Annotated in this window: 18 protein-coding genes; 8 read left to right on the forward strand and 10 right to left on the reverse strand. The window is 63.2% G+C overall.

Annotated elements, in window-relative coordinates:
• On the forward strand, positions 1 to 340 hold a 340-nt coding region (locus ORS3428_RS16715; protein ID WP_122984382.1), incomplete at its 5' end, for a formate--tetrahydrofolate ligase.
• 139 nt (positions 341 to 479) lie between these two features.
• Here the strand turns inward: ORS3428_RS16715 and ORS3428_RS16720 are convergent.
• From ORS3428_RS16720 to ORS3428_RS16730, 3 genes are all read right to left on the reverse strand, one after another.
• On the reverse strand, positions 480 to 968 hold the full coding sequence (locus tag ORS3428_RS16720) for a group II truncated hemoglobin (protein ID WP_201788323.1): 489 nt from the start codon (positions 966 to 968) through the stop codon (positions 480 to 482).
• A gap of 253 nt (positions 969 to 1221) precedes the next feature.
• On the reverse strand, positions 1222 to 2559 hold the full coding sequence (locus ORS3428_RS16725) for an aspartate aminotransferase family protein (protein WP_071099407.1): 1338 nt from the start codon (positions 2557 to 2559) through the stop codon (positions 1222 to 1224).
• On the reverse strand, positions 2556 to 3473 hold the full coding sequence (locus tag ORS3428_RS16730; protein ID WP_244507981.1) for a MurR/RpiR family transcriptional regulator: 918 nt from the start codon (positions 3471 to 3473) through the stop codon (positions 2556 to 2558). Before ORS3428_RS16730 ends, ORS3428_RS16725 begins: the two co-directional genes overlap by 4 nt.
• Before the next feature lie 73 nt (positions 3474 to 3546).
• On the opposite strand from ORS3428_RS16730, the gene ORS3428_RS16735 reads away from it, so the two are divergent.
• From ORS3428_RS16735 to ORS3428_RS16755, 5 genes are all read left to right on the forward strand, one after another.
• Positions 3547 to 4767 (forward strand): ABC transporter substrate-binding protein, encoded by a 1221-nt coding sequence (locus ORS3428_RS16735; protein ID WP_071099409.1) that lies wholly within the window; start codon positions 3547 to 3549, stop codon positions 4765 to 4767.
• A gap of 74 nt (positions 4768 to 4841) precedes the next feature.
• Entirely contained in the window at positions 4842 to 5741 is a 900-nt protein-coding gene (locus tag ORS3428_RS16740) for a branched-chain amino acid ABC transporter permease (protein ID WP_071099410.1), read from the forward strand.
• A gap of 11 nt (positions 5742 to 5752) precedes the next feature.
• On the forward strand, positions 5753 to 6742 hold the full coding sequence (locus tag ORS3428_RS16745; RefSeq protein WP_071099411.1) for a branched-chain amino acid ABC transporter permease: 990 nt from the start codon (positions 5753 to 5755) through the stop codon (positions 6740 to 6742).
• A complete protein-coding gene (locus tag ORS3428_RS16750) occupies positions 6732 to 7472 on the forward strand; it encodes an ABC transporter ATP-binding protein (protein ID WP_071099412.1) in 741 nt (246 codons plus the stop codon). Before ORS3428_RS16745 ends, ORS3428_RS16750 begins: the two co-directional genes overlap by 11 nt.
• Before the next feature lies 1 nt (position 7473).
• Positions 7474 to 8253, forward strand: a complete 780-nt coding sequence (locus ORS3428_RS16755) for a branched-chain amino acid ABC transporter ATP-binding protein (RefSeq protein WP_071099413.1) — start codon at positions 7474 to 7476, stop codon at positions 8251 to 8253.
• Positions 8254 to 8278: 25 nt separating this feature from the next.
• Here the strand turns inward: ORS3428_RS16755 and ORS3428_RS16760 are convergent, their stop codons facing one another.
• Positions 8279 to 9694: an amidase gene (locus ORS3428_RS16760; RefSeq protein ID WP_071099414.1), complete on the reverse strand. Its 1416-nt coding sequence runs from the start codon at positions 9692 to 9694 to the stop codon at positions 8279 to 8281.
• 71 nt (positions 9695 to 9765) lie between these two features.
• Here ORS3428_RS16760 and ORS3428_RS16765 point away from each other — a divergent pair, with 71 nt between their 5' ends.
• On the forward strand, positions 9766 to 10599 hold the full coding sequence (locus ORS3428_RS16765) for a 3-keto-5-aminohexanoate cleavage protein (RefSeq protein ID WP_244507983.1): 834 nt from the start codon (positions 9766 to 9768) through the stop codon (positions 10597 to 10599).
• Between the two features lie 175 nt (positions 10600 to 10774).
• On the opposite strand, the gene ORS3428_RS16770 is transcribed toward ORS3428_RS16765, so the two are convergent.
• From ORS3428_RS16770 to ORS3428_RS16795, 6 genes are all read right to left on the reverse strand, one after another.
• Positions 10775 to 13183 (reverse strand): beta-glucosidase, encoded by a 2409-nt coding sequence (locus ORS3428_RS16770; RefSeq protein WP_071099415.1) that lies wholly within the window; start codon positions 13181 to 13183, stop codon positions 10775 to 10777.
• A 48-nt stretch (positions 13184 to 13231) separates the two neighbouring features.
• Positions 13232 to 14302, reverse strand: a complete 1071-nt coding sequence (locus tag ORS3428_RS16775; RefSeq protein ID WP_071099416.1) for an ABC transporter ATP-binding protein — start codon at positions 14300 to 14302, stop codon at positions 13232 to 13234.
• 2 nt (positions 14303 to 14304) lie between these two features.
• Positions 14305 to 15189: a carbohydrate ABC transporter permease gene (locus ORS3428_RS16780; protein WP_071099417.1), complete on the reverse strand. Its 885-nt coding sequence runs from the start codon at positions 15187 to 15189 to the stop codon at positions 14305 to 14307.
• Positions 15186 to 16061 (reverse strand): carbohydrate ABC transporter permease, encoded by an 876-nt coding sequence (locus ORS3428_RS16785; RefSeq protein ID WP_083355161.1) that lies wholly within the window; start codon positions 16059 to 16061, stop codon positions 15186 to 15188. The genes ORS3428_RS16780 and ORS3428_RS16785 overlap by 4 nt, the downstream gene beginning before the upstream one ends.
• 118 nt (positions 16062 to 16179) lie before the next feature.
• Positions 16180 to 17415, reverse strand: a complete 1236-nt coding sequence (locus ORS3428_RS16790) for an ABC transporter substrate-binding protein (RefSeq protein ID WP_083355162.1) — start codon at positions 17413 to 17415, stop codon at positions 16180 to 16182.
• A 112-nt stretch (positions 17416 to 17527) separates the two neighbouring features.
• Positions 17528 to 19894, reverse strand: coding sequence for a beta-glucosidase (locus ORS3428_RS16795; RefSeq protein ID WP_071099419.1), 2367 nt, complete (start codon positions 19892 to 19894; stop codon positions 17528 to 17530).
• A 196-nt stretch (positions 19895 to 20090) separates the two neighbouring features.
• Here ORS3428_RS16795 and ORS3428_RS16800 point away from each other — a divergent pair, with 196 nt between their 5' ends.
• Positions 20091 to 21140: an AraC family transcriptional regulator gene (locus ORS3428_RS16800; RefSeq protein ID WP_071099420.1), complete on the forward strand. Its 1050-nt coding sequence runs from the start codon at positions 20091 to 20093 to the stop codon at positions 21138 to 21140.
• The last annotated feature ends 5 nt before the right edge of the window (positions 21141 to 21145 follow it).

Raw genomic sequence — 21145 nt, forward strand, 5'->3', positions numbered from 1 at the left:
GTTCGACAAGGTCAACACCATCGTCAAGCGCATCTACCGCGGCGACGAGGCGATCGCCGACAAGGCGATCCGCGACCAGCTGCATGCCTGGGAGCAGGCCGGCTACGGCCACCTGCCGGTCTGCATGGCCAAGACCCAGTATTCGTTCTCGACCGACCCGAACCTGCGCGGCGCGCCGACCGGCCACACCGTGCCGGTGCGCGAGGTCAGGCTTTCGGCCGGCGCCGGCTTCGTCGTCATCATCTGCGGCGAGATCATGACCATGCCCGGCCTGCCCAAGTCGCCCTCCTCGGAAAAGATCTTCCTCAACGAGCAAGGCCAGATCGAGGGCCTGTTCTAAGATCGACGGACCTGAATGACGAAAGGGCGCCGCGCTGCCGCGGCGCCCGTTGTCATTTCGGGAGCTGTGGGGCTTCACGCACGAAGGATCGAGAATTGCTGCGCCCGCGCAACGGCGATTGACGACTCGGGCTTGCCGATCATCCGTTGGCGGGGCCGGACAACCGTTCTGGCCCAGTGGAAATGTCCGGCCGATCAGCCGCAGACTTCGGTATCCCCCATTCATCGAGATCGTTGACCAGGATCAATGCGACACGGCGGAACGCGGCGCGCATCTTGTCGACATGCAGTCCCGAAAGCTCGATGTCGTCAATGGCGCGGTTCATCAGCGCCAGCCAGTCGGCTGCGTCGTCGGCCGAGATCGGCACGTGGGCATGCATGTGGCGCACGTCCATGTGTCCGTGCTTTTCCAGATAGTAGCGGCGGCCGCCGAGGAAACCGGAGAGGAAGTTGAACTGCTCCTCGCGGGCGTGGGCGACCCCGTGACCGCGGAAATGCAGCTTCAGCAGCCGCGCGCCGCGCGGATCGGTCTCGATGAGGTCGTAGAAGCGCGTGACGAGCCGGCGCAGGGTCGGTTCGCCGCCGATCTGGTCGAGCAGGCTCGGAGCCGTCGCTACGATCGTCCTCAAGACTTCGGATCGTGGTGTGATAAAGGCACGAACTTCGTCGACAGGCGATTGCGGTGCCCATCCAGCTTCATCGCCAGCTCCTTCACCAGCAATTGCACGTCTGGAAAAAATTTTTAATAAAAAGAATATTGCACAGAGACGTTGAATGCAAGTCGCATTTGCGGCCAATCAGCCGTCACCGGTAACCAGATCGCGGGATATTCAAAGCCGCTGCGATAATGGCGCGATCGCCAAGCCGATAGCGATGTGGCTGTCAACCCGATTGCGCGTCTTCTATCGCTGCATCGACGGCGTCGCCCAGTCGTTCCACGATCGCGTCGATGTGGTGGGCTTCCGCAATGAAGGGCGGCGCTATGAGCACGTGGTCGCCGAGCCTGCCGTCGATTGTTCCACCCATGGGGTAGACCATCAGGCCATTGGCCATCGCCTCGCGTTTTATCCGTGCATGCAGTTTCAGCGCCGGGTCGAATGGTGCCTTCGTACCGCGGTCGATAACAAGTTCGATGGCCTGGAAAAGACCGCGACCACGAATGTCGCCGACATTGTGATGGTTGCCGAACCGCTCGTTCAGGCGGCGAGAAAGGTGCCCGCCCATGGCTCGAACGTTCTGGAGGAGATTGTCGYGACGAATGACCTCCTGCACCGCGAGCCCCGCCGCGGCGGCCATCGGATGACCCATATAGGTATGGCCATGYTGGAAGAAGCCGGAGCCGTTGGCGAACGCGTTGAAGATCCTGTCCGAGAGCAACACCGCGCCGATCGGCTGGTACCCGCCGCCGAGCCCTTTGGCGATGGTCATGAGGTCCGGCGCGACACCTTCTTGCTCGCAAGCATGCAGCGTGCCGGTGCGGCCCATTCCGCACATCACCTCATCAAGGATTAGAAGCACCCCGTAACGGTCGCATATGGTGCGGACACGTTTCAGGTAGTCCGCCACCGGCGGCACCGCACCGGCCGTGGCTCCGACCACGGTCTCGGCGACGAAGGCGATGGTCTCGTCCGGGCCAAGCTCCAGGATCTTGTCTTCCAGAGCTTGCGCGGCACGCGCCGCGTAGTCGGAGTCCGACTCGCCTGGTTGTTGGAAGTGGTAGGCGAAGCAAGGATCGATATGATGCGTTTCGATCAAGAGAGGTCTGAATTGCTCCCGCCGCCACTCGTTGCCGCCGGCAGCCAGCGCACCGAGGGTGTTGCCGTGATAGCTCTGCCGGCGGGCGATGATGTGGCGCCGCTGCGGCTCGCCTTTCTCGACGAAATATTGCCGCGCCATCTTGAGCGCGGCCTCGATCGCCTCCGACCCGCCACTGACCAGATAGACATGGCCAAGGCCCTCAGGCGCATCAGCCGTCAGCCTATCGGCGAGCCGCTCGGCCACGTCGGTCGTGAAGAAGCTCGTATGCGCGTAAGCGATCCTGTCGAGTTGATCGTGCAGCGCCGCCAGCACATCGGGATGGCCATGGCCAAGGCACGAGACGGCGGCGCCGCCAGATGCATCGATATAGGCCCGCCCCTCCCGGTCGAAGATTTCGATTCCCTTGCCGCCGACGGCGACCGGTAGCCTGGCCTTGATGGATCGATGGAGGAGATGGGTCATGGGATCTGGCGGCCCCGGATGTGGGTGGAAAGGTTCTCGAACTGGCGTTCCATGGCGCGCACGGCCTCCAGCGCTTGCTCCCCGCCGGATGCGGCCAGCATGGCGGCAAGCGCTTCGGCAACGGCAAAAGCCGGCGCCATGGTGTGAAAAAATGATGGGCTTTCCGTAGGAACGATGACAGCTGCCCGCGCCCTTGCAACCAGAGGCGAAACAACACTGTCGGTGATCGCGACGATTTCGAGCCCCATGGCCAAGGCATAGTCCACGAGCTCGATCGCGGCGCGCGTGTAGGGTTTCACGCTGACGGCCAGCAACACGTCCCCCTTTTTCGCTTCCCGCAAGGCGTCCGAACCGGTGCCGCCAGGGCCGTCGAGCAGTCGAACCGAGCCTCCTGCCAGGCCATAGACATAGGCGAAATGGCTGGCGACCGGATAACTCGAGCGATAGCCGAGCACGTAGATACATCCCGCCCCGGCAAGCGCCTTGGCGGCCCCTGTCACTGCATCGAGCGCCTCCGGCCGACAAAGCGTCGCCATATGACGCTCCAGTGTTTCCGCCAGATCGAAGGCCAGCGCGCCGTCACCGCTCTGCCGTCGGCGCGCGACCAGCGCCTCTACCTTGCCCGAGAACTCCGTCTCGCCACGCCTTAGGGTCTCCGCATGGAGATCGCGCAATCCCTCATAGCCGCTGAAGCCCATGCGCTGCGCCAGCCGCGTCATGGAAGCCGGATTGACCCCAGCCAGCTTGGCCTGCTCGCGCATTGAAAGAAGCGCCACATCGCGCGGATTGTCGAGCACCCATTGCGCCGCTGCGCGCAGTTGGCGCGGCATCGCATCGAACGCTTCCAGCAGGCGCGAACGGAAGGCAGGTTCCAACATGGCAAGGAACTTACGCTTGTGGGTTTCGCGCTGCAATGAATATTTCAATTTCTCAAAAATGAGTGTAGTGTTTCATCCAAACCAATCAGAAGCAGGGAGGAACACTCGCATGAAACGTAAGCTCGAATGCTGGCTGGGCGCCGTCGCGCTCACTCTGGCGGCGCTGCCGTTCGCGGTCGCGCCAGCGCAGGCCGAGGGCCCGATCGCGCTCGGCTGGGTCGGGCCGCTGTCGCCGCCCGGTAACTATTCGGGTGGCCAGGAGATGCAATGGGCGGTGCAGCTTGGCGTGGATGAGGTCAACAAGGCCGGCGGCGTACTCGGACGGCAGATCAACGTCACCTACGAGGATACGAAAGGCCAGCCGGCCGACGGCAGTGCGGCTGCTGTCAGGCTCATCACCAAGGACAATGTCGCCGCCATCTTCGGTGAATTCCACTCCTCCGTCGCATTGGCCGAGATCGAGGAGGCGCACAAATACGGTGTCGCTTGGGTCGGTACGGACGTCTGGGCGGATGCCATCACCGCCAAGCAATATCCGGAAGTGTACCGCCTGGCGCCGTCCAATTCGCTCGTCTACGTCAAGGCGGCCGACTGGACCGTTGAGCAGGGCTTCAAGAACATTGCCATCATTGCCGAGAACACCGATTTCGGCCAAGGCGGCGCCAAAGTCATCGCCGACGAGCTGGAAGCCAAGAAGGTTCCCCATACGCTGGTAACGATCGACCTCGCCCAGCAAGACTTCACGCCGGCACTTCTGAGGTTGATGAGCCAGGACCCGAAACCGGACGCCATTCAGATGGTTGTCGCCGGGCAGGCGCAGTACCAACTCGTCAAGCAGGCCTGTCAGTTGGGATTTGCGCCGACGGCGGCGACCAAACTGATCGGCTCCTCGGGCCTTCTGCAGAAGGAAGTCTGGGAAGTCGCGGGCGATTGCGCAAAGAACCTTCTGATCGTCAATGTCGCGCAGCCGACGTCGCAATGGAACGACAAGACCAAGGCCTTCGCCAAGGCTTTCACCGAGCGCTTCAATCGCGCGCCAACCGGCGTGGCGATGGAAGCCTACGATACGTTCAACGTCGTCGTGGAGGCAATCAAGAAGGCCGGTTCCGCCGACCGCGCCGCGATCATCAAGGCGCTGGAAGAGCTCAAGTACGAAGGCACAAACGCCACTTATAGCTTCCCGACGACCAAGACGCCGGACTGGGCCTATCACCAGTTCGTCGACGTGCCTTTCACCATCATCCAGTATACCGCGATGAACCAGGCGCCAGGGGATGCGGCGGTCGTCTATCCGAAAAAATGGGCGACCAGCGACAAGWTCCTGCCCTAGGCGGAGCTAAGCCGGCGGCCTGACGGCCGCCGGCCGTTTTTGATGCGCCCTCAGCGAAACAGGCGATCGCGCCCATGAGCTATTTCCTTCTCCTGGCCGTCAACGGCCTCGTCATCGGCCTTATCTACGCCCTGACCGCCGCAGGACTGACGCTGGTCTTCTCGGTCCTGAAGGTAGTCAATTTCGGCCACGGCTCGCTGTACATGCTGGGCGGCTACGCCTCCTACTACATCATCACCGCCTTGCATGCGCCGCCACTTGTCGGCGTTGCCGGCGCTATGGTGGCGCTCTTCATATTCGGCGTCATCTTCGAGCGGCTGGTGATCGCGCCCATGTATACTGACAAGGTCGAGCGCAAGGACGAATATGCCATCATCGTCACCTTCGGCCTCACAATCCTGCTGACCAATCTCGGTCTCGTCGTCTTTGGCCCCTTCGCCAAGTCGCCCCCCTCCTTCATGACCGGCGCGCTGATCCTCGGCCCGTTGATCCTGCCCTATGATCGGCTGATCGCGGCCGTCACCGCGGTGGTGCTGCTGGTCGGGCTTACTGTCTTCCTCAAGCGGACCTCGCTCGGCCAGGCCCTCGATGCGGTGRGCCAGAGCCGGGAATCGGCCGCCGTCATCGGCATCGACCCGCGCCGCATGTACACCGTCGCCTTCGGGCTCGGCTCGGYGCTGGCCGGCGGCGCCGGCGCGCTGATCGCGCCGATCTTCGCGCTGTCGCCGTCAATGGGTGACCTGCCGGCGGTGCAGGCCTTCATCATCATCGTGCTCGGCGGCATGGGCTCGGTCGGCGGCAGCATCACCGGCGGCATGCTGCTCGGCCTCGTCCAAGGGCTCGGCGTCGGCTATTTGCCCGACCCGAACCGGGCGCTCGCCTACACGCAGGCCTTCGGCGCGCTGCTTCTGGTGGTGACGCTGTTGGCACGGCCGACCGGTCTTTTCGGYCGCTCGCATCTTCGCCTGGAATAGGAGCACCGGTAATGACCCGCTCCTCCCTCTTTTCCCGGGCAACGCAGGCGATCCTGCTCTTGGTCGCGGTCTTGCTGCCAGTCCTCGGCATCGGCCCATACTGGACRCATGTCGGCGCGATCGCATGGTACTACGCGCTGCTCGCGGCAAGTTGGGCGCTGCTCGCCGGTTTCGCCRGCCAGTTCTCTTTCGCCCATGTCGCCTTCGCGGCACTGGGCGGCTACGCCTCGGCGCTGTCCATCGAGCGCTTCGGCTTTCCGCTGCCGGCAGCGATTATCTTCGGCATCGTGCTTGCCATCGTGATCGGCGCGCTGATCGGCGCGCTGGTGCTCAGATTGTCCGGACCTTACCTGGCGCTCTTCACGCTCGCCATTTCCGAGATTTTCCGCATGGTGCTGATCGCCGAGGAGGATTTCACGCGCGGCATGCTCGGCCTGCCGGTGCCGGGCCTGTTCCCGGGCCGCTCCGACCTTCCCTACTACTATCTCGGGCTGGGCCTTGTCGTGCTAGCGGTGGCCGGCATGAACTGGCTGCTCGCCACCCGTGTCGGCCTTTTCCTGCGCGCCATTCGCGAAGACGAGGGCGCGGCGCGGGCCAGTGGCGTCGACACGACCCGCTACAAGATCCTCGTCTTCGTCGTCACCAGCGTCATCGCCGCCATTGCCGGCATCTACTACAGCCATTTCATCGGTATCCTGACGCCGAACATGGCCATCCTGCCGGAAATGGGTCTGGTCGTCGCCATGGCGGTCATCGGCGGCATCGAGAGCCTGCCCGACGCGGTCATCGGCGCTATCGTCGTCTACCTGCTGTCGGAATCGCTTCGTTCCTACGGAGAGTGGCGTTTCGTGCTGATGGGGCTGGCTCTGATCCTTGTGCAGCGCTTCGCCCAGAACGGCCTCTTCCCCATCCTCGAACAGTGGGGCCGGCCGCGACGGGCTGGTCGCACCCGCACCACCGCAAAAACGACCCCGATAAAGGAGGAGCGCCATGCCGGCTGACAACAGCGCGCCTTTCTTCTCGGTCAAGGGGCTTGGCAAGCATTTCGGCGGGATACACGCCATCGAGGACCTTTCCTTCTCCCTTTCGCGCGGTGAGATCGTCGGACTGATTGGCCCGAACGGTTCAGGCAAAACCACGACGATCAACATGGTGACAGGAGCGCTCAAGCCCAATGCCGGCGCGATCGTCGTGGAGGGCACGGACATGGCGCGCTCACCCGCGCATCTCTATGCTCGGCGCGGCGTGGCCCGCACTTTCCAGGTGCCTCGCCTGTTCCGGCGCATGACGGTGCTGGAAAACCTTTTGGTGCCGGCGCTCTCCGAATCAACGGCGCGCCATGCAGCCTCGGAAGAGCGAGCGCACGAAGTGCTGGCCTTCCTGCGCCTCGACCATCTCGCTGACGACCATGCTCGTTCGCTCTCGGGCGGCCAGCAAAAGCTTCTGGAACTCGGCCGCGCGCTGATGCTGAGGCCGCGGCTCCTRCTGCTCGACGAGCCCTTTGCCGGCGTGCATCCGCGCCTTCTCGACCAGATCGCCGAGCATATCCGCAGCCTTAACCGCGACGGCCACACCATCGTTCTGGTCGATCACAATCTGGAAGCTGTCCAGTCCGTGGTCACGCGCGTCATGGTGATGGCGCGCGGCCGCAAGATCGCCGACGGGCTCACCGCCGACGTATTGCGGGATCCGGAGGTCGTGCGCGCTTACACCGGAACGCGGGTGCACTAGGATGGCCGAGGTCGTTTCCACGTCTCAATCCAACGGTTGGCCGCGGACAGCACCGCTGCTTTCCTGTGAGAACCTCGTCGCCGGCTATACGCGCGACATCGACATTCTGCGCGATCTGTCCGCCAAGGCCTGGGCCGGACGCATATCATGCGTCGTCGGCCCGAACGGCACGGGCAAGTCGACCCTCCTAAAAGCGCTGTTCGGCTTCCTCAAGCCGAGCAGCGGCCGCGTCAGGCTCGGCGGCAAGGACATTACCGGCCAGCCACCCTTCCGCATGCTTGCCGCCGGGCTCGCCTATCTGCCGCAGCGCCCGAGCCTGTTTCCGCATCTGACGGTCGAGTCCAACCTCAAGCTCGGCCTATGGCACGCCAGGCCGAAGAAGGCCGTAGTTGCCGAAAAACTGGAGCGCGCCTACGCGCGCTTTCCCATCATCCGCGAGAAACGCTCCCAGCCGGCCGGCCAGCTATCCGGCGGCCAGCAGCGGCAAGTCGAGATCGCCCGCAGCCTGATGACCGACCCGTCAGTCTATCTCATCGATGAACCAACCGCCGGCGTCGACCCACAAACCAGCGGGCTCATCTACGAGATCGTGCGCGACCTGGCGCACGATCTCGGCAAGGCGGTGCTGCTTGTCGATCAGGACATCCGCGCCGCGCTCGCCATCACCGACTATGTCTACGTGGTCAAGAACGGAGCCGTCTTTTCAGAAGGCGCGCGCCAGGATTTCGGCAGCGATACGGATGCGTTGGTCGCACGCTGGCTCTACGCCAGCGGTGAATGACCTTCGTTCGCATATACAGCCTGCTCTAGGGTTGCGCGTAGCCCTGAGGTGGTTCGAAAAGTCCRCCTCGCGCGACCTCCAACGCGCGCCCGATCCTGAGCGCGACGGCGTCGTCGAAGCGGCGCACCACGATCTGCAGCGCGGCGGGCAGGCCTGCGACAAGCCCCACCGGAACGCTCAACGCCGCCATGTCCATCAAGTTCACCATGCGCGTGAAAGTGCCGAGCGGGGTCTTGGCCTCGTCGATTTCCGCCAGTGGCGGCRCCAGAATCGGCGCAGTTGGCGTCAGGAACGCTGTCGCGCCCTCCAGATAGCGGTGAAACTCGATCTGCCGGTCTTGTCTCAGCCAGAGAAGCTCTTGATATCGCGCCCCGTCGATTTCCCTGCCGCGCAGGATCCGCGCCCTGACCACCGGATGGACGACACTCATCTCAGGCTCCACATACTCGCGCAGGTGATGCCAGGCCTCCACCGCCATGAGGTCGCCAGTCGTGGCCATGTATTCCTCGGGAGACCGCGGCATGGCCCTCTCCTCGATCTCGGCGCCGAGCCGGGCCAATTGCTGGATGGTCGCCCGGAAAATCTTCAGCACGCCATCTTGGACCGAGCCAAGGTCCCGCTCGGAGGGGACGCGCAGGCGCAGGCCCCTGACCCCATGCTCCAAGCCTTGCAGCGGATCCGGCGCGGAGACGCCGAATGTCGCGGGATCGTTCGGGTCCGGCCCTTGCAGGAGCGAGAGCAGCAGTGCTGCATCTTCGACGGACCGGACCAGAGGGCCGATGYTGTCGAACGATGTGGCCAGCGGCAGCAGGCCGCCTCGCCCAACGAGGCCGACGGACGTCTTCAGGCCGACGACGCCGCACATGGCCGCAGGGTTGCGCACCGATCCGCCGGTGTCGGTGCCGAGTGCGACCGGAACAAGGCCCGCGGCCACTGCGACGCCCGAACCGTTCGACGAGCCCCCGGGAGCCCTTGCAACATCGCGGTCGCGCGGGTTGAGCGGCGTGCCCAGGATGGCGTTCGTGCCCCAGCCTCCGAAAGCGAATTCAACAGTGTGAGCCTTGCCGAACGGAATCATGCCGGCTTCCGTCAGGCGTCGTACGGCATTGGCCGTTATGGTGGCGGGCTGCCCGGAGAGAGCCTTCGATCCAGCCGAGGTTGGATGACCCGCCATGTGGAACAGGTCCTTCACCGCGAAAGGGATGCCATCGAGCGGACCGAGCATAGCTCCCCGACTTCTGCGCTCGTCGGAAGCCGTTGCCGCCRCAAGCGCTGCCTCGGCGAAAATCTCCACGAAGGCATGCAGTTGCTCCTCATGCATCGCCGCTCGGCCAAGGGCGCGCCGGACGATATCGGTCGACGTCGTTCCGCCGGCGCGCAGCAACGCGGCAAGCTCGCTCGCGGTGGCGAAAGGCGACAGTTTTTCGGCTGTATCAGTCATCGTGATTCGAGCCCCCTCTGCCAAAGAACAGTAGATTGAACCTGCCTGGGAAACAAAGACCGAGGTGAAACGTGACCGCCGATCCCTTGCTCATCATGGTTGCGCCGAATGGCGCCCGGCGCACCAGAAGCGACCATCCTGCCCTGCCGATGACGGTTTCGGAACTGGCGGAGACAGCTGCGGCCTGTTTGGCTGAGGGTGCGGCCGCAATGCACGTTCATGTGCGCGACGAGGTGGGAGTGCATGTGCTCGACGCCGATCGCTACGCTCGCGTGCTCGCTGCGGTCCATGAGCGTACGAACGGCCAAATGCTTGTCCAGGTCACGACGGAGGCGGTCGGCCGCTATTCGCCCCTGGAGCAAWTGCAGTTGGTCCGCGCGCTCCGCCCGGCGGCCGTTTCGGTCGCGCTGCGCGAAATCCTGCGTGCGGGGGAGGCGGCGGCGTCTGCCTTCTTCGCCTGGACAGCCGAGCAGGGCATCGGCGTGCAGCATATTCTCTATGACGACGCCGATCTCGACAAATTCGCGCAATTGTTTCGACGGGGAGACTTTGGGGACATGCGGCGGCCGCGGCTGCTTTTCGTGCTCGGCCGCTATGCGCGCGATCAGGAAAGTCGGCCTGAAGATCTCGATCCTTTCCTTGCCGGCCTGGAACGCCACCGGCTCGGCGCCGATGCGGTTTGGTCGGTCTGCGCTTTCGGTCGCGGTGAAACATCCGCCTTGGCGGCGGCCATCACACGGGGCGGGCATGTTCGTGTCGGGTTCGAGAACTCACTATGGAATGACGATGGTGCAATTGCGCGCGACAACGCCGAGCGCGTCGCCGCCATCGCCGGCCTTGCCGCCAATGCAGGGCGGCCGCTCGCATCGACCGAGCAGGCCAGGGCCATCCTTGGTATCGCTTGATGCTGATGAATCTTACCCTGTGGCGGCGCGCTGCCGTCGCCGCTCCTGGCGTAACCGCGACCTCCGGCGTAGTCGACGAGATCGCTGCTTTCGGACAACCGCAAATCAAAACGCTGCGCGGAGGTTCGCGACCTGGACTTGGCCACCGACGGAAGAAAGCGGCCGGGTTCCTGCGTCATCGGACGAAGATGGTTGCAGTGCTATGATCAGCCATCGGTTCGTTTTCCGTGGCGCTCGGCGACGATGATGCAATTTCCAAGAGCAGCGCCTCAATTTCTGGTCTTGCGAAAGTGCAGCGAAATCGGCGGTCCAAAGTCGTGAAAATGCCAAAGAACGAGTTGGCGCAGTGTTCAAGCATGCGATCGGCTTCCTCGAAAGAAATGCCGAGCTGCTTCTGGAGGAAGCGGTTGAACTTGCGCCGCGCTGCGGGATTCTCCAGCAGGAAGACCGGCTGGGTGTCCCACTCCATGCGCCGGTGGAACGAAACGTCGGAAACGGTTCGCAGCTCAGCCGTCAGGCGAATGTCCCGCGAGGAGGAGCCGATCTCGATGGCGACTACGTCGTTGTCGAGCACCCAGTCCTTGCGCGCGGTGTCGTAGACCGAAAGGTCTTCGGCGGCGAGTTCCACTGTCACGGTCGTGCTCTCGCCGGGCTTCAGCGCGACCTTCGCAAAGCCTTTCAATTCGCGAAGCGGGCGCTTCAGCCGCGGCTCGCCATAGCGCGCATAGATCTGGCAGATTTCCTTGCCTTCGACCTTTCCGGCATTGGTCACAGTGAAGGTGAGCGAAATCTTCTCGCCAGTGCGCAGGACCGCGCGGTCCAGCATCAAATCCGAATAGGCGAACTCGGTATAGCTTAGCCCGAAGCCGAACGGGAAAAGCGGCTCGATGCCGCGGGCATCGTACCAGCGATAGCCGACATGAATGCCTTCGCTGTAGAAATGCCGCCCGTTCTCGCCGGGATAGGTAAGATAGGCCGGCATGTCCTCCACGCGCCTCGGGAGAGTGGTCGTCAGCTTGCCGGACGGGTTCGCGCGGCCGAACAAGATGTCGGCGATCGCGCCGCCCGTCGCCTGGCCGGAGAAGAACATCTCGACTACCGCCGGCACGCGCTCGATCCAGGGCATCGCCACCGCATCGGGGCTGGCAATGACGACGACGATGTTGGGGTTGGCCCGGGCAAGCCGCTCCACCAACTCGTCATGGCCCGGAGCCAAGCCGAGCGAGCGGCGGTCGGAACCCTCGCCGTCATAACCGTTCTCGGTGTTGACGAAGACAATCACGATGTCGGCTTCCGCCGCGCCCTTTTCGGCTTCCGCGGCCAGCGCCTCGCGCTCGGCCGCATTCTCGCTCGTCCCTTTGAAGACCTCGATCCGCGCGTTGCCGGCGAGCTTGCGTATCTCGTCGGCAGGGACGTCCACGAAGGTGGGCGTCGTGGTCGCGCAGCCCGAGCCCTGGATGACGGGGACGAGAGCCCCCTCGCCCACAATGGCGATCCTTTTGACGCTGTCCGGCGAAATTGGCAGCAGGCCGGCATCGTTCTTCAGGAGGACCATGGATTCGGCCGCCATGCGGCGCGCAAGGGCGTGGTGCCCTGCCCGGTCAAAGCTGACAGTGGGGTTCTCCCCCTGCTTGGCCTTGCGGACCAGATCGAGAAGGCGCTCGCAGGCGCGGTYGATCGTCGCCCGTTCAACCTTGCCCGCGCGGACAGCCGCCAGAAGATCGGCCTTGCGCGTTTCGCTTTCCGGCATGTCGAGATCATTGCCGGCGGCGAGCGAGGCCGGCCTGTCCTTGATGCCGTGCCAGTCGGAGACGACCAGCCCGTTATAGCCCCACTCCTCGCGCAACACACTGGTGAGCAGCCAGGGGTCTTCGGCCGCCTGGACGCCGTTCAGCCGGTTATAGGAGCTCATCACCGTCCAGGGATTGCTCCTCCGGATCGCCCGCTCGAAGCCCTTGAGGTAGATTTCGCGTAGTGCCCTTTCCTCCACTACCGAATCCATCGTGGTCCGCTCGACTTCGGAATTGTTGCAGGCGAAGTGCTTGAGCGAGGCGCCGACCCCGTTCTCCTGCAGGCCGTTGATGACGGCGGCTGCGAAATCGCCGCTCAAAATGGGGTCCTCTGAATAGTATTCGTAGGAGCGCCCGCCGAGCGGCGTGCGGCGGATGTTGATRCCTGGCCCGAGCAACAGGTGCACTCCGAATTCCTGGCACTCGCGCGCAAGCGCCTCGCCGAGCTCGTGCGCGAGACCGACATCCCAGGAGCAGGCAAGGCTGGAGCCGTTCGGGAAGCAGGTGGCGGGCTTCATCTGCCCCCAAGCGACCTGCACATGGTCGGCACGCTGGTTGACCACGGACAGGAAGGCTTCGAAATCGATGCCGCCGGCCTGGTCTTCGTCGATCTGCGGAATGGAATAGCGCACGCCATAGGTGCCGTCGGTCATCACAATGTGCGGAATGTCGAGACGTTCGATCGCTTGCGTCTTCCACATGCGGTGGCCGGCAAGCAGCGAAATCTTCTCCTCGTCCGTCATCTCGGCAATCAGCGCGCGGAAATCGCCGGCCATCAATTTGTCGTGCGTCATTCGAGGTCTCCGGAGAATGTCTTGCGGAAGATCGGCGAGGCCGGCCGGTCAAAGCCGCCTTTCCGTTTCCGCCGAGAAGAAGGATGCCTTGGCCATATTGAAGCGAAGGCCGACCTCCTTTCTCAGCGAGCGCGCCGCATCGACGCTCAGCCTCACGCTGAAGCGCTGGCCCAGGCTGTCGAACCAGCCGAGCGCATCGGCGCCGAGCAGTTCGGTGAAGGCGGGCGTGGCGGGAATGCTTTGCGGCGCGCCTTTCTCCACGACATGAACGTCCTCGCAGCGTATGCCGAGAACGGCTTCCTCCGCCTTGGGCTCGGCGGCGAAGGGATAGGCTGTCGCGTCGATCGAGACGTCACGCGTGCGGAACCGGCACGGCCCGTCCAGATATCCCGTCAGGAAATTCATGGCGGGCGAGCCGACGAAGCCGGCCACGAACAGGCTGGCTGGCTTTTCATAGACCAGTTGCGGCTCCGCGAACTGCTCCACCCTGCCCTTGTACATGACCGCCACGCGGTCGGCCATCGTCATGGCCTCGATCTGGTCGTGCGTGACATAGATCATGGTCGATTTCAGCGTCTCGTGGAGCTCCTTCAGCTCCACCCGCGTTTCGGCACGCAGCTTGGCGTCGAGATTGGAAAGCGGCTCGTCGAAGAGGCAGATGCTGGAGGAGCGCACCAGCGCCCGGCCGATCGCCACGCGCTGGCGCTGGCCGCCGGAAAGCTGGCTCGGCTTGCGCTCGAGCAGCGGCTCGATCTGAAGGAGCTTCGCCGCCCATGCAACCTTCTCCGCGATCTTCGCCTTAGGAACGCCAGCGATCTCCATGCCGAACGAGAGGTTGCGCCGCACCGTCATGGCGGGAAAGAGCGCATAGGACTGGAAGACCATAGCCAGCCCGCGCTGGCTCGGCTCCAGCCTGCTGACATCGACGTCGTCGATCAGGATCCGCCCGGAGTCGCAGTCGTCGAGGCCTGCGATCACGTTGAGCAGGGTGGATTTCCCGCAGCCCGAAGGACCGAGGATGACGACGAACTCGCCCGAGGCGATCTCCATGTCGACCTTGTCCAGCACGGCGAGGCCGGCGAAGGATTTCCTGATCTGGCGGATGGATACGCTTGACATTTCTATCCCTTGATCGCGCCGGCCGCGATGCCGCGCACGAAATAGCGACCGGAGAGAAAATAGACGACCAGCGTCGGTATGGCCGTGATGACGGCCGCGGCCATGTTCACGTTGGGCGACACCGAGCCGCGAGCGTTGTTGACGATATTGGTGAGTTGCACCGTCATCGGCAGATTGTCGTTGCCGGCGAAGATCAGGCCCAGCAGATAGTCGTTCCATATGCCGGTGAATTGCAGGATCGCCACGACGATGAGGATATTGGTCGAGATCGGCAGGATGATCGACCAGAAGGTCCTCAGGAAGCTGGCGCCCTCCATGCGCGCCGCCCGGCTGATCTCGTCCGGGACGCCGACATAGAAATTGCGAAAGAGCAGCGTGGTATAGGGCAGGCCGTAGATGACATGCACGAGCACGATGCCGGCATRGGTGCGGAACAGCCCGACGCTGCTCAATATCTTCACCGTCGGATAGAGCATCGCCTGGTAGGGGATGAACAGGCCGATCGTGACGAGCAGCATTATGAGGTTGGCACGGCGCGACTTCCACTGTGCCAGAGCGTAGCCGTTGAGCGCGCCGGCAAGTGTGGAGATCGCCACGCTCGGCACGGCGATCTTGATCGAGTTCCAGAGGCCGGGACGCACCCCGCCGCATTCGAGCCCGGTGCAGGCGCTTTTCCATGCCGTCACCCAGGCCTCGAAGGTCGGGCTCACCGGCAGTGCAAGCAGGTTGCCCTCCCGGATTTCCTCCAGCGGCTTGAAGGAATTGCTGATGATGAGCAGCAGCGGCAACAGGAAGAAGAGAGCCGAAACGATAAGGAAGGCATAAAGGCCAAAACGCGCAACCCTCGGTCCGAACACCGGCTTCTCAAGGTAGACGGACCGGCTCACGTGCACTTCCTGAATTCGCTGTAAAAGTAAGGCGTGAGCATCGCCAGCGAGAGCAGCAGCATGACGATCGAAGCCGCCGATGCGAGGCCGAGATTGACACGCGCAAAATAAAAATCGACCGCGAACTTGGCCGGCATTTCGGTAGAGATGCCGGGGCCGCCCTTGGTCATGGCGATGACAAGGTCATAGCCTCGGATGACCTCTGACATCAGCAGCACGACGCAGGAAGCGATGACCGGCCGCATTCCGGGGAAGATCACCTGAAGATAGGCGCGCCAGAGCGGAATGCCCTCCATGCGGATCGCCTTCCAGAGATCATTGTCCACCCCGCGCAGGYCGGCCAACACGATCACCATCACCAGGCCAGACGAATGCCAGATGGAGGCGATGACGAGCGTGTAGATCGCCCGGTCGGGATTGGTGAGCCAGTCGAAGGTGAAGCCTTCCCAGCCCATGCTCCGTACCAGGCCCTGAATGCCGTTCACCGGGTCGAGCACCCACCGCCAGGAAAGGCCRGTAACGATCAGCGACACCGCGAGCGGGTAGAGGAAGATCGTGCGGAACAGCGATTCAGCCTGGATACGGCGATCGGCGAAGACCGCGAGCAGCATGCCGAAACACAGAGTGCCGGCGATGAAGAGCACGCCGAAGATCACCATGTTCAGGCAGGAGACCAGCCAGCGCTGGTTGGTGAACAGCTTGACGTACTGGTCGAGGCCGACCAGCTGATAGCTGGGTATCAGCGTCGAACGCGTCAGCGACATGTAGCCGGTCCAGAGGATCGACCCGTAGAAGAAGATCGCGACCAAGCCGAAGAACACGGCAACCGTGATGTCCGGCTTGAAGGTCTGCTTGTGCAGCCAGGTCTTCATCCCGCCTCCGGGCAAGCCAACAATGCAGCATTCATGACAGGTACCGTTCCTCCTCCAAGCCAGGTTGCCGCCTGGCCGGCAGAACCGGGCCGCTGGTGCGCGGCCCGGTTCCCCCTTCTCACTCGCTCTGCAGGATCTTCGAGAAGCTCTCGACCGCCGCTTCCGTCGTCATGGATTTGTCGGTCCAGAACTGGGTGGCGAGGTCCGTCACCTGCCCGTTCAGGTCGCCTGCCAGTGCATCATAGGCCGCCTGCACGGCCGCACCCGGAGTCGCGAGCGTCTTGGCCCCGAGCTGCGCACAGACGTCGAGCTTGGAGATATCCACGTCGGTGCGCGACGGCACCGACCCTTTGACCTCCGCGATCTTTTCCTGGACGGCCGGGTCCATCACCGATTCCGCAAGCAGCGTCTGCCCCTTGATCCGGTCCTCGCCCTTGTTCACCGGGAAGGCGAAGATGTCGACCAGGATCGCATAGGCGGGCTTTTCGGCCGGCGTCAGGAAGCAGCCGAAGTCCTTGCCGGCGACCTTGCCGGCCGCGAGGAACTCGCCGCGCGCCCAGTCGCCCATGAACTGGAAGCCGGCCTTGCCGGTGACGACAAGATTGGTGGTGTCGTTCCAGGAGCGGCCGGGGCTTGCCGGGTCCGCATAGGTCGAGACCTTGCGGAAGATCTCGAAGGCCCGCGGCAGGACGGGCGACTTGAGCGCCTCGGGCGAGCGCTTGACGATCAGCTCGTTCCAGTATTCGGGACCGCCGAGGGAGAGGATCGTGCTGAAAAGTATGCCCACTTCCTGCCAGGGCTCGCCGCCGGTGGCGATGCCGATGCGGCCCGAGCCCTTGATCTTGTCCGCGGCTGCGAAGAGCTCGTCGAAGGTCTTCGGCTCCTCGATCTTCAATTCGTCCAGCACGGGCTTGGAATACCAGACCCAGTTCTGCGCATGGATGCCGACAGGCAGGGCGACCATATGGTCGTCCACGTTGAGCTTGCTCCACACCAGTGGCGACATCACCTTCTGCCAACCGCCCTTGGCGGCGAGGTCGTCGAAATCGCGGAGCTGGCCGGAGCCGGCAAGGTCGCGCAGGGCGGAATTCGGCGTCATCAGCACGGCGGAAGGAGGCTCGCCGCCGGCAATGCGGCTGGTGGCGGCGGCAAGCGCCGCATCGAAATTGGCCGAGGGACTGTCGATCCACTTGCCGCCCTTCGACTTGAAGGCGTCGGCGATGGTGTTCATCGCCTTGGATTCCGAAGAGCTCGTCCAGTAATGCTGCACATMGACGGTCTGCGCGAAGGCGGAGGTGGAGGCGGCGAGCAGGCCGAGCACGGTTATTGTAGAAGTAACGCGTCGCAAATTCATCTCAGTTCCCCTGGTGCTTTTGTTGATCACAAGTCCCGGACTGTCCGGGCGTTTGGTGCGGTGCCGTCAGGTACCATGTCAGCCGGCGTCGATCGTCGGCGCCGTCTTTGCTTCATGCCGCCTTGCCGATCTGCCTTCCCATCTCCTTGTTGAGACCGTCGAGAAAGGCGGCCATCGCTGCCTTGGAGATCTTTTCGCCCGCCACCCAGGCGACGGTCTTGTGGATGCCGAGGAAGGAGCCTGCGCAATATTCCAGCATCTTCCCGGCCTCCTCGTCGTCGAGGTCGAGCTGCGCTTTCAGGAACTCGCGGAAGCGGCGGCGCGCGAACTCCTGCTCCAGGACGAGGAAGGGCTGGCTCTCCAGGTCGAGGATCGTGGAAGGTAGCGCCGGCGCATCCACCTCGATCGTCTTTTCGAGGCGGATGTCGCGGGAGGATGCGCCGACCTCGAAAGTCAGCTTGCCGGCATCGAGCAGCCATTTGCGGTRGGCGGGATCGTAGTAGCGCAGGTCGCGACCCTCGATCGCTACCTCGACGCGCCTTGTTTCGCCAGGCTGCAGCTCGACCTTGGCGAAGCCCTTCAGCTCGCGAACCGGCCGGATCAGGCGCGGATTTTGCGGGCGCACATAGACCTGGACGATTTCCTTGCCCGCTACCGCACCGGTATTCGTGATGTCGAACGACACCCTGACCGTGGCGGAAGCGTCGATGCGATCGGCGTCCACGGAAATGTTGGAATATTCGAAGCTCGAATAGCTGAGCCCGAAGCCGAAGGGAAACAGCGGCGCGAGCCTGCGCTTGTCATAGTAGCGATAGCCGACATAGATGCCCTCGCTGTAGACATGCCGGTTGTTCTCGCCCGGATAGGTGAGATAGCCCGGAATGTCCTCCATCTGGACCGGKAACGTCACTGTCAGCTTGCCGCTGGGGTTCTTCCTGCCGAAAAGCACGTCGGCCACGGCCTTGCCCACGCCCTGCCCGCCGAAGAAGGCGGCGAGAACCGCCTGCGCACGGTCGATCCAAGGCATCACCACCGCGTCCGGCGTGAACAAGACGACCACCAGCCTGTCGGTGCGCGCGCCGAGACGCGCGGCCAGCGCATCCTGCCCGTCATGCAGGTTGAGATGCGTGCGGTCCGAGCCCTCGCCGTCATAGCCGACCTCGGTATTGCCGAAGAACAGCACCAGGTCGGCATTGTCGACCTCCACCAGGGCCGACTGTTCCGACGCACTGCCTTCCTCGAAATCGGCGACCGCACGGAAGCCGACCTCGGCGCCTGGAGCGAGCTTTCTGATCTCCTCCAGCGGAATATCCACCTGGGTCGGACGAGTCGTGGCGCAGCCAGACCCCTGTATGACGGGCTCGGCGGCAGCCGCTCCAACGACCACGATCTTTCTCACCCTCGCCGGGTTTATGGGCAGGATCGTCTTCTCGTTCTTGAGAAGCACGATCGATTCCGCCGCCATGCGCTGTGAGAGTTCGTGATGTTTCCTGAAGTCCGCCTCGACATTCGGTCGGATATTGTTGCGGGCGGTGCGAATAAGCTTGAGAATCCGCAGGCAGGATCGGTCGAGCGCCTCCATCGCCACACGGCCGTCTTCGACCGCCTCGATGAGCTCCTGCTTGCGCGCACCGCTTTCGGGCATATCGAGATCGTTGCCGGCATTCATTGCCGCGGCACGGTCCTTGATGCCGTGCCAGTCGGAAACGACGACACCTTCATAGCCCCACTCGTCACGCAGGATTTCGGTGAGCAGGCAACGGTTTTCGGYAGCCTGGACATCATTGAGCCGGTTGTAGGAGCTCATTACGGTCCAGGGATTGCTTTTGCGGATCGCCCGCTCAAAACCAGCCAGATAGATTTCGCGCAAAGCCCGTTCCTCGACAACCGAGCTCATCGTCGTGCGCTGGACCTCAGAATTGTTGCAGGCGAAGTGCTTGAGCGAAGCGCCGACGCCGTTCTCCTGCAGGCCGCCAATGACGGCGGCTGCAATCTCGCCGCTCAGCAGCGGGTCCTCCGAATAGTATTCGTAGGCGCGGCCGGCGAGCGGCGTGCGGCGAATGTTGATGCCCGGTCCAAGCAGGATATTGACGCCGAAGGCTTGGCATTCGGCCGCCAGCGCTGCGCCGAGCTCATGGGCCAGCCCAWGGTCCCAGGAACAGGCGAGAGACGAGCCATTCGGGAAGCAGGTGGCCGGTCGGGTGGAACCGAACGCGCTTTCGACGCCGGTTGAAAGATCCGTATTGACGACGCTCAGGAAAGCGGCGAGCTGGCCGTCGCAGTCTTGCGCCCCATCGATCTGCTCGATCGAATAGCGGACGCCATAGGTGCCGTCCGTCATCAGAAGCTCGGGAATATTGAGACGGTAATTGGCGGCGGTCCGCCACAGGCCATAGCCGCTGACGATCGCGACCTTCTCCTCGAGCGTCATCTCCTCGACGAGCGCAGCCAATTGTCTATCGGAAACATTCCACGTCATCAAATTCCATCCGTCATGCTACGGGCGCCACGCTTCAACGCCTGCGGATTTCCTCGCCTGCGCGATGCCCTCGCCTCATCTCCGAGACGACAGATTGATGACACATGGATCCCCCCTCGATCTAGCCGCTGAACTTGCACTGGAAGTACGACAGTTTTTGATGTCTACTGGCAGTCAGCTTCGTGGAGGACGTGAGATGWACGTTGCTTATTTGAGGTCCGACCTGCGGCGGGAACAGCGGGCAGCCGGCTTTGAAAACCGCAAGCCCACTGAAACAAGGCACTTCTGGGCTTTTGTTCACGGCTATGCCGACGTTCCCTATCACTGGCATCGCGAGATGGAGATACTTTTTGTACTGCGGGGCAGCTTCCGACTGGTGGTCGACGGACAGGTCTGCGAGATGAACTCGGGCGATCTGATCGTGATCAACTCGGACGTGCCGCACAACTCCAAATCGATCTCACCCGACGCACTGATCTGCGGCGTGCATCTCGATACCGGGTATTTCGAGCGGCTCGGCCTGCCGGGATTCGCGTCCCGCCACTATCTTTGCCGGACGTTCCTGCACGGGCGCTCCTTCATGGACAGGATTGYCCCCATGAAGGCGTTGATGGCCAGACTGGTCCTCGACCAAATCGRCCACCCGGAAGAGATGGTCATCCGCGAAACCGTCGCCAACGTGCTTGCCTGTTTCATCTATCGCGCAATCCCATATGAAAAGCCGGATGGGGCTGTGGCTCAGTTGCGCTCCGATAGCCGCAACCGCATCCGGAGGATCATGGACATGGTGGGCGAGAGCGAAGACAGCCAAAGATTGAGCGAGATTGCGGACGCCGAAGGGCTGACGGTCAGTCACCTTTCGAGGCTCTTCAAGCGCCATTTGGGGATTGGCTTTCGCGACTATTGCCAGAACCAGCGGCTCGATGCAGCCGCGCACGAACTGCGCATTTCCGACCACACGATAAGCGTAGTCATGGAGCGCAACGGCTTCGGCAACCCGGCAGTCTTCTACAACAAGTTCAGGGCCCGTTTCGGATGCAGTCCCACCGAGTTTCGACGCGGGCATGGCTTGCGAGGAGCAAAAAGCAAATTGACGGAAACGGATGCGATGGAGGCGCAGAGAATTCTGACGCATCACACCGCCGGTCTTGGCAACGCTGCCGAAATCGGCCTCGGCATCAATGTGGCTGGGYGCAAGCAGGTCACGCTCCGCGCGCCTCACAATGCAAGCGTGAGTTCGGCCTGAAGCCG

Source organism: Mesorhizobium sp. ORS 3428 (assembly GCF_001854785.1).
In the GTDB taxonomy this organism is placed as follows: Bacteria; Pseudomonadota; Alphaproteobacteria; order Rhizobiales; family Rhizobiaceae; genus Mesorhizobium.

What these genes read in the sequence shown, in the direction of transcription:
- ORS3428_RS16775 (WP_071099416.1), bottom strand. Translation starts at nt 14,302, where the DNA reads ATGTCAAGCGTATCCATCCGCCAGATCAGGAAATCCTTCGCCGGCCTC.
- ORS3428_RS16755 (WP_071099413.1), top strand. Translation starts at nt 7,474, where the DNA reads ATGGCCGAGGTCGTTTCCACGTCTCAATCCAACGGTTGGCCGCGGACA.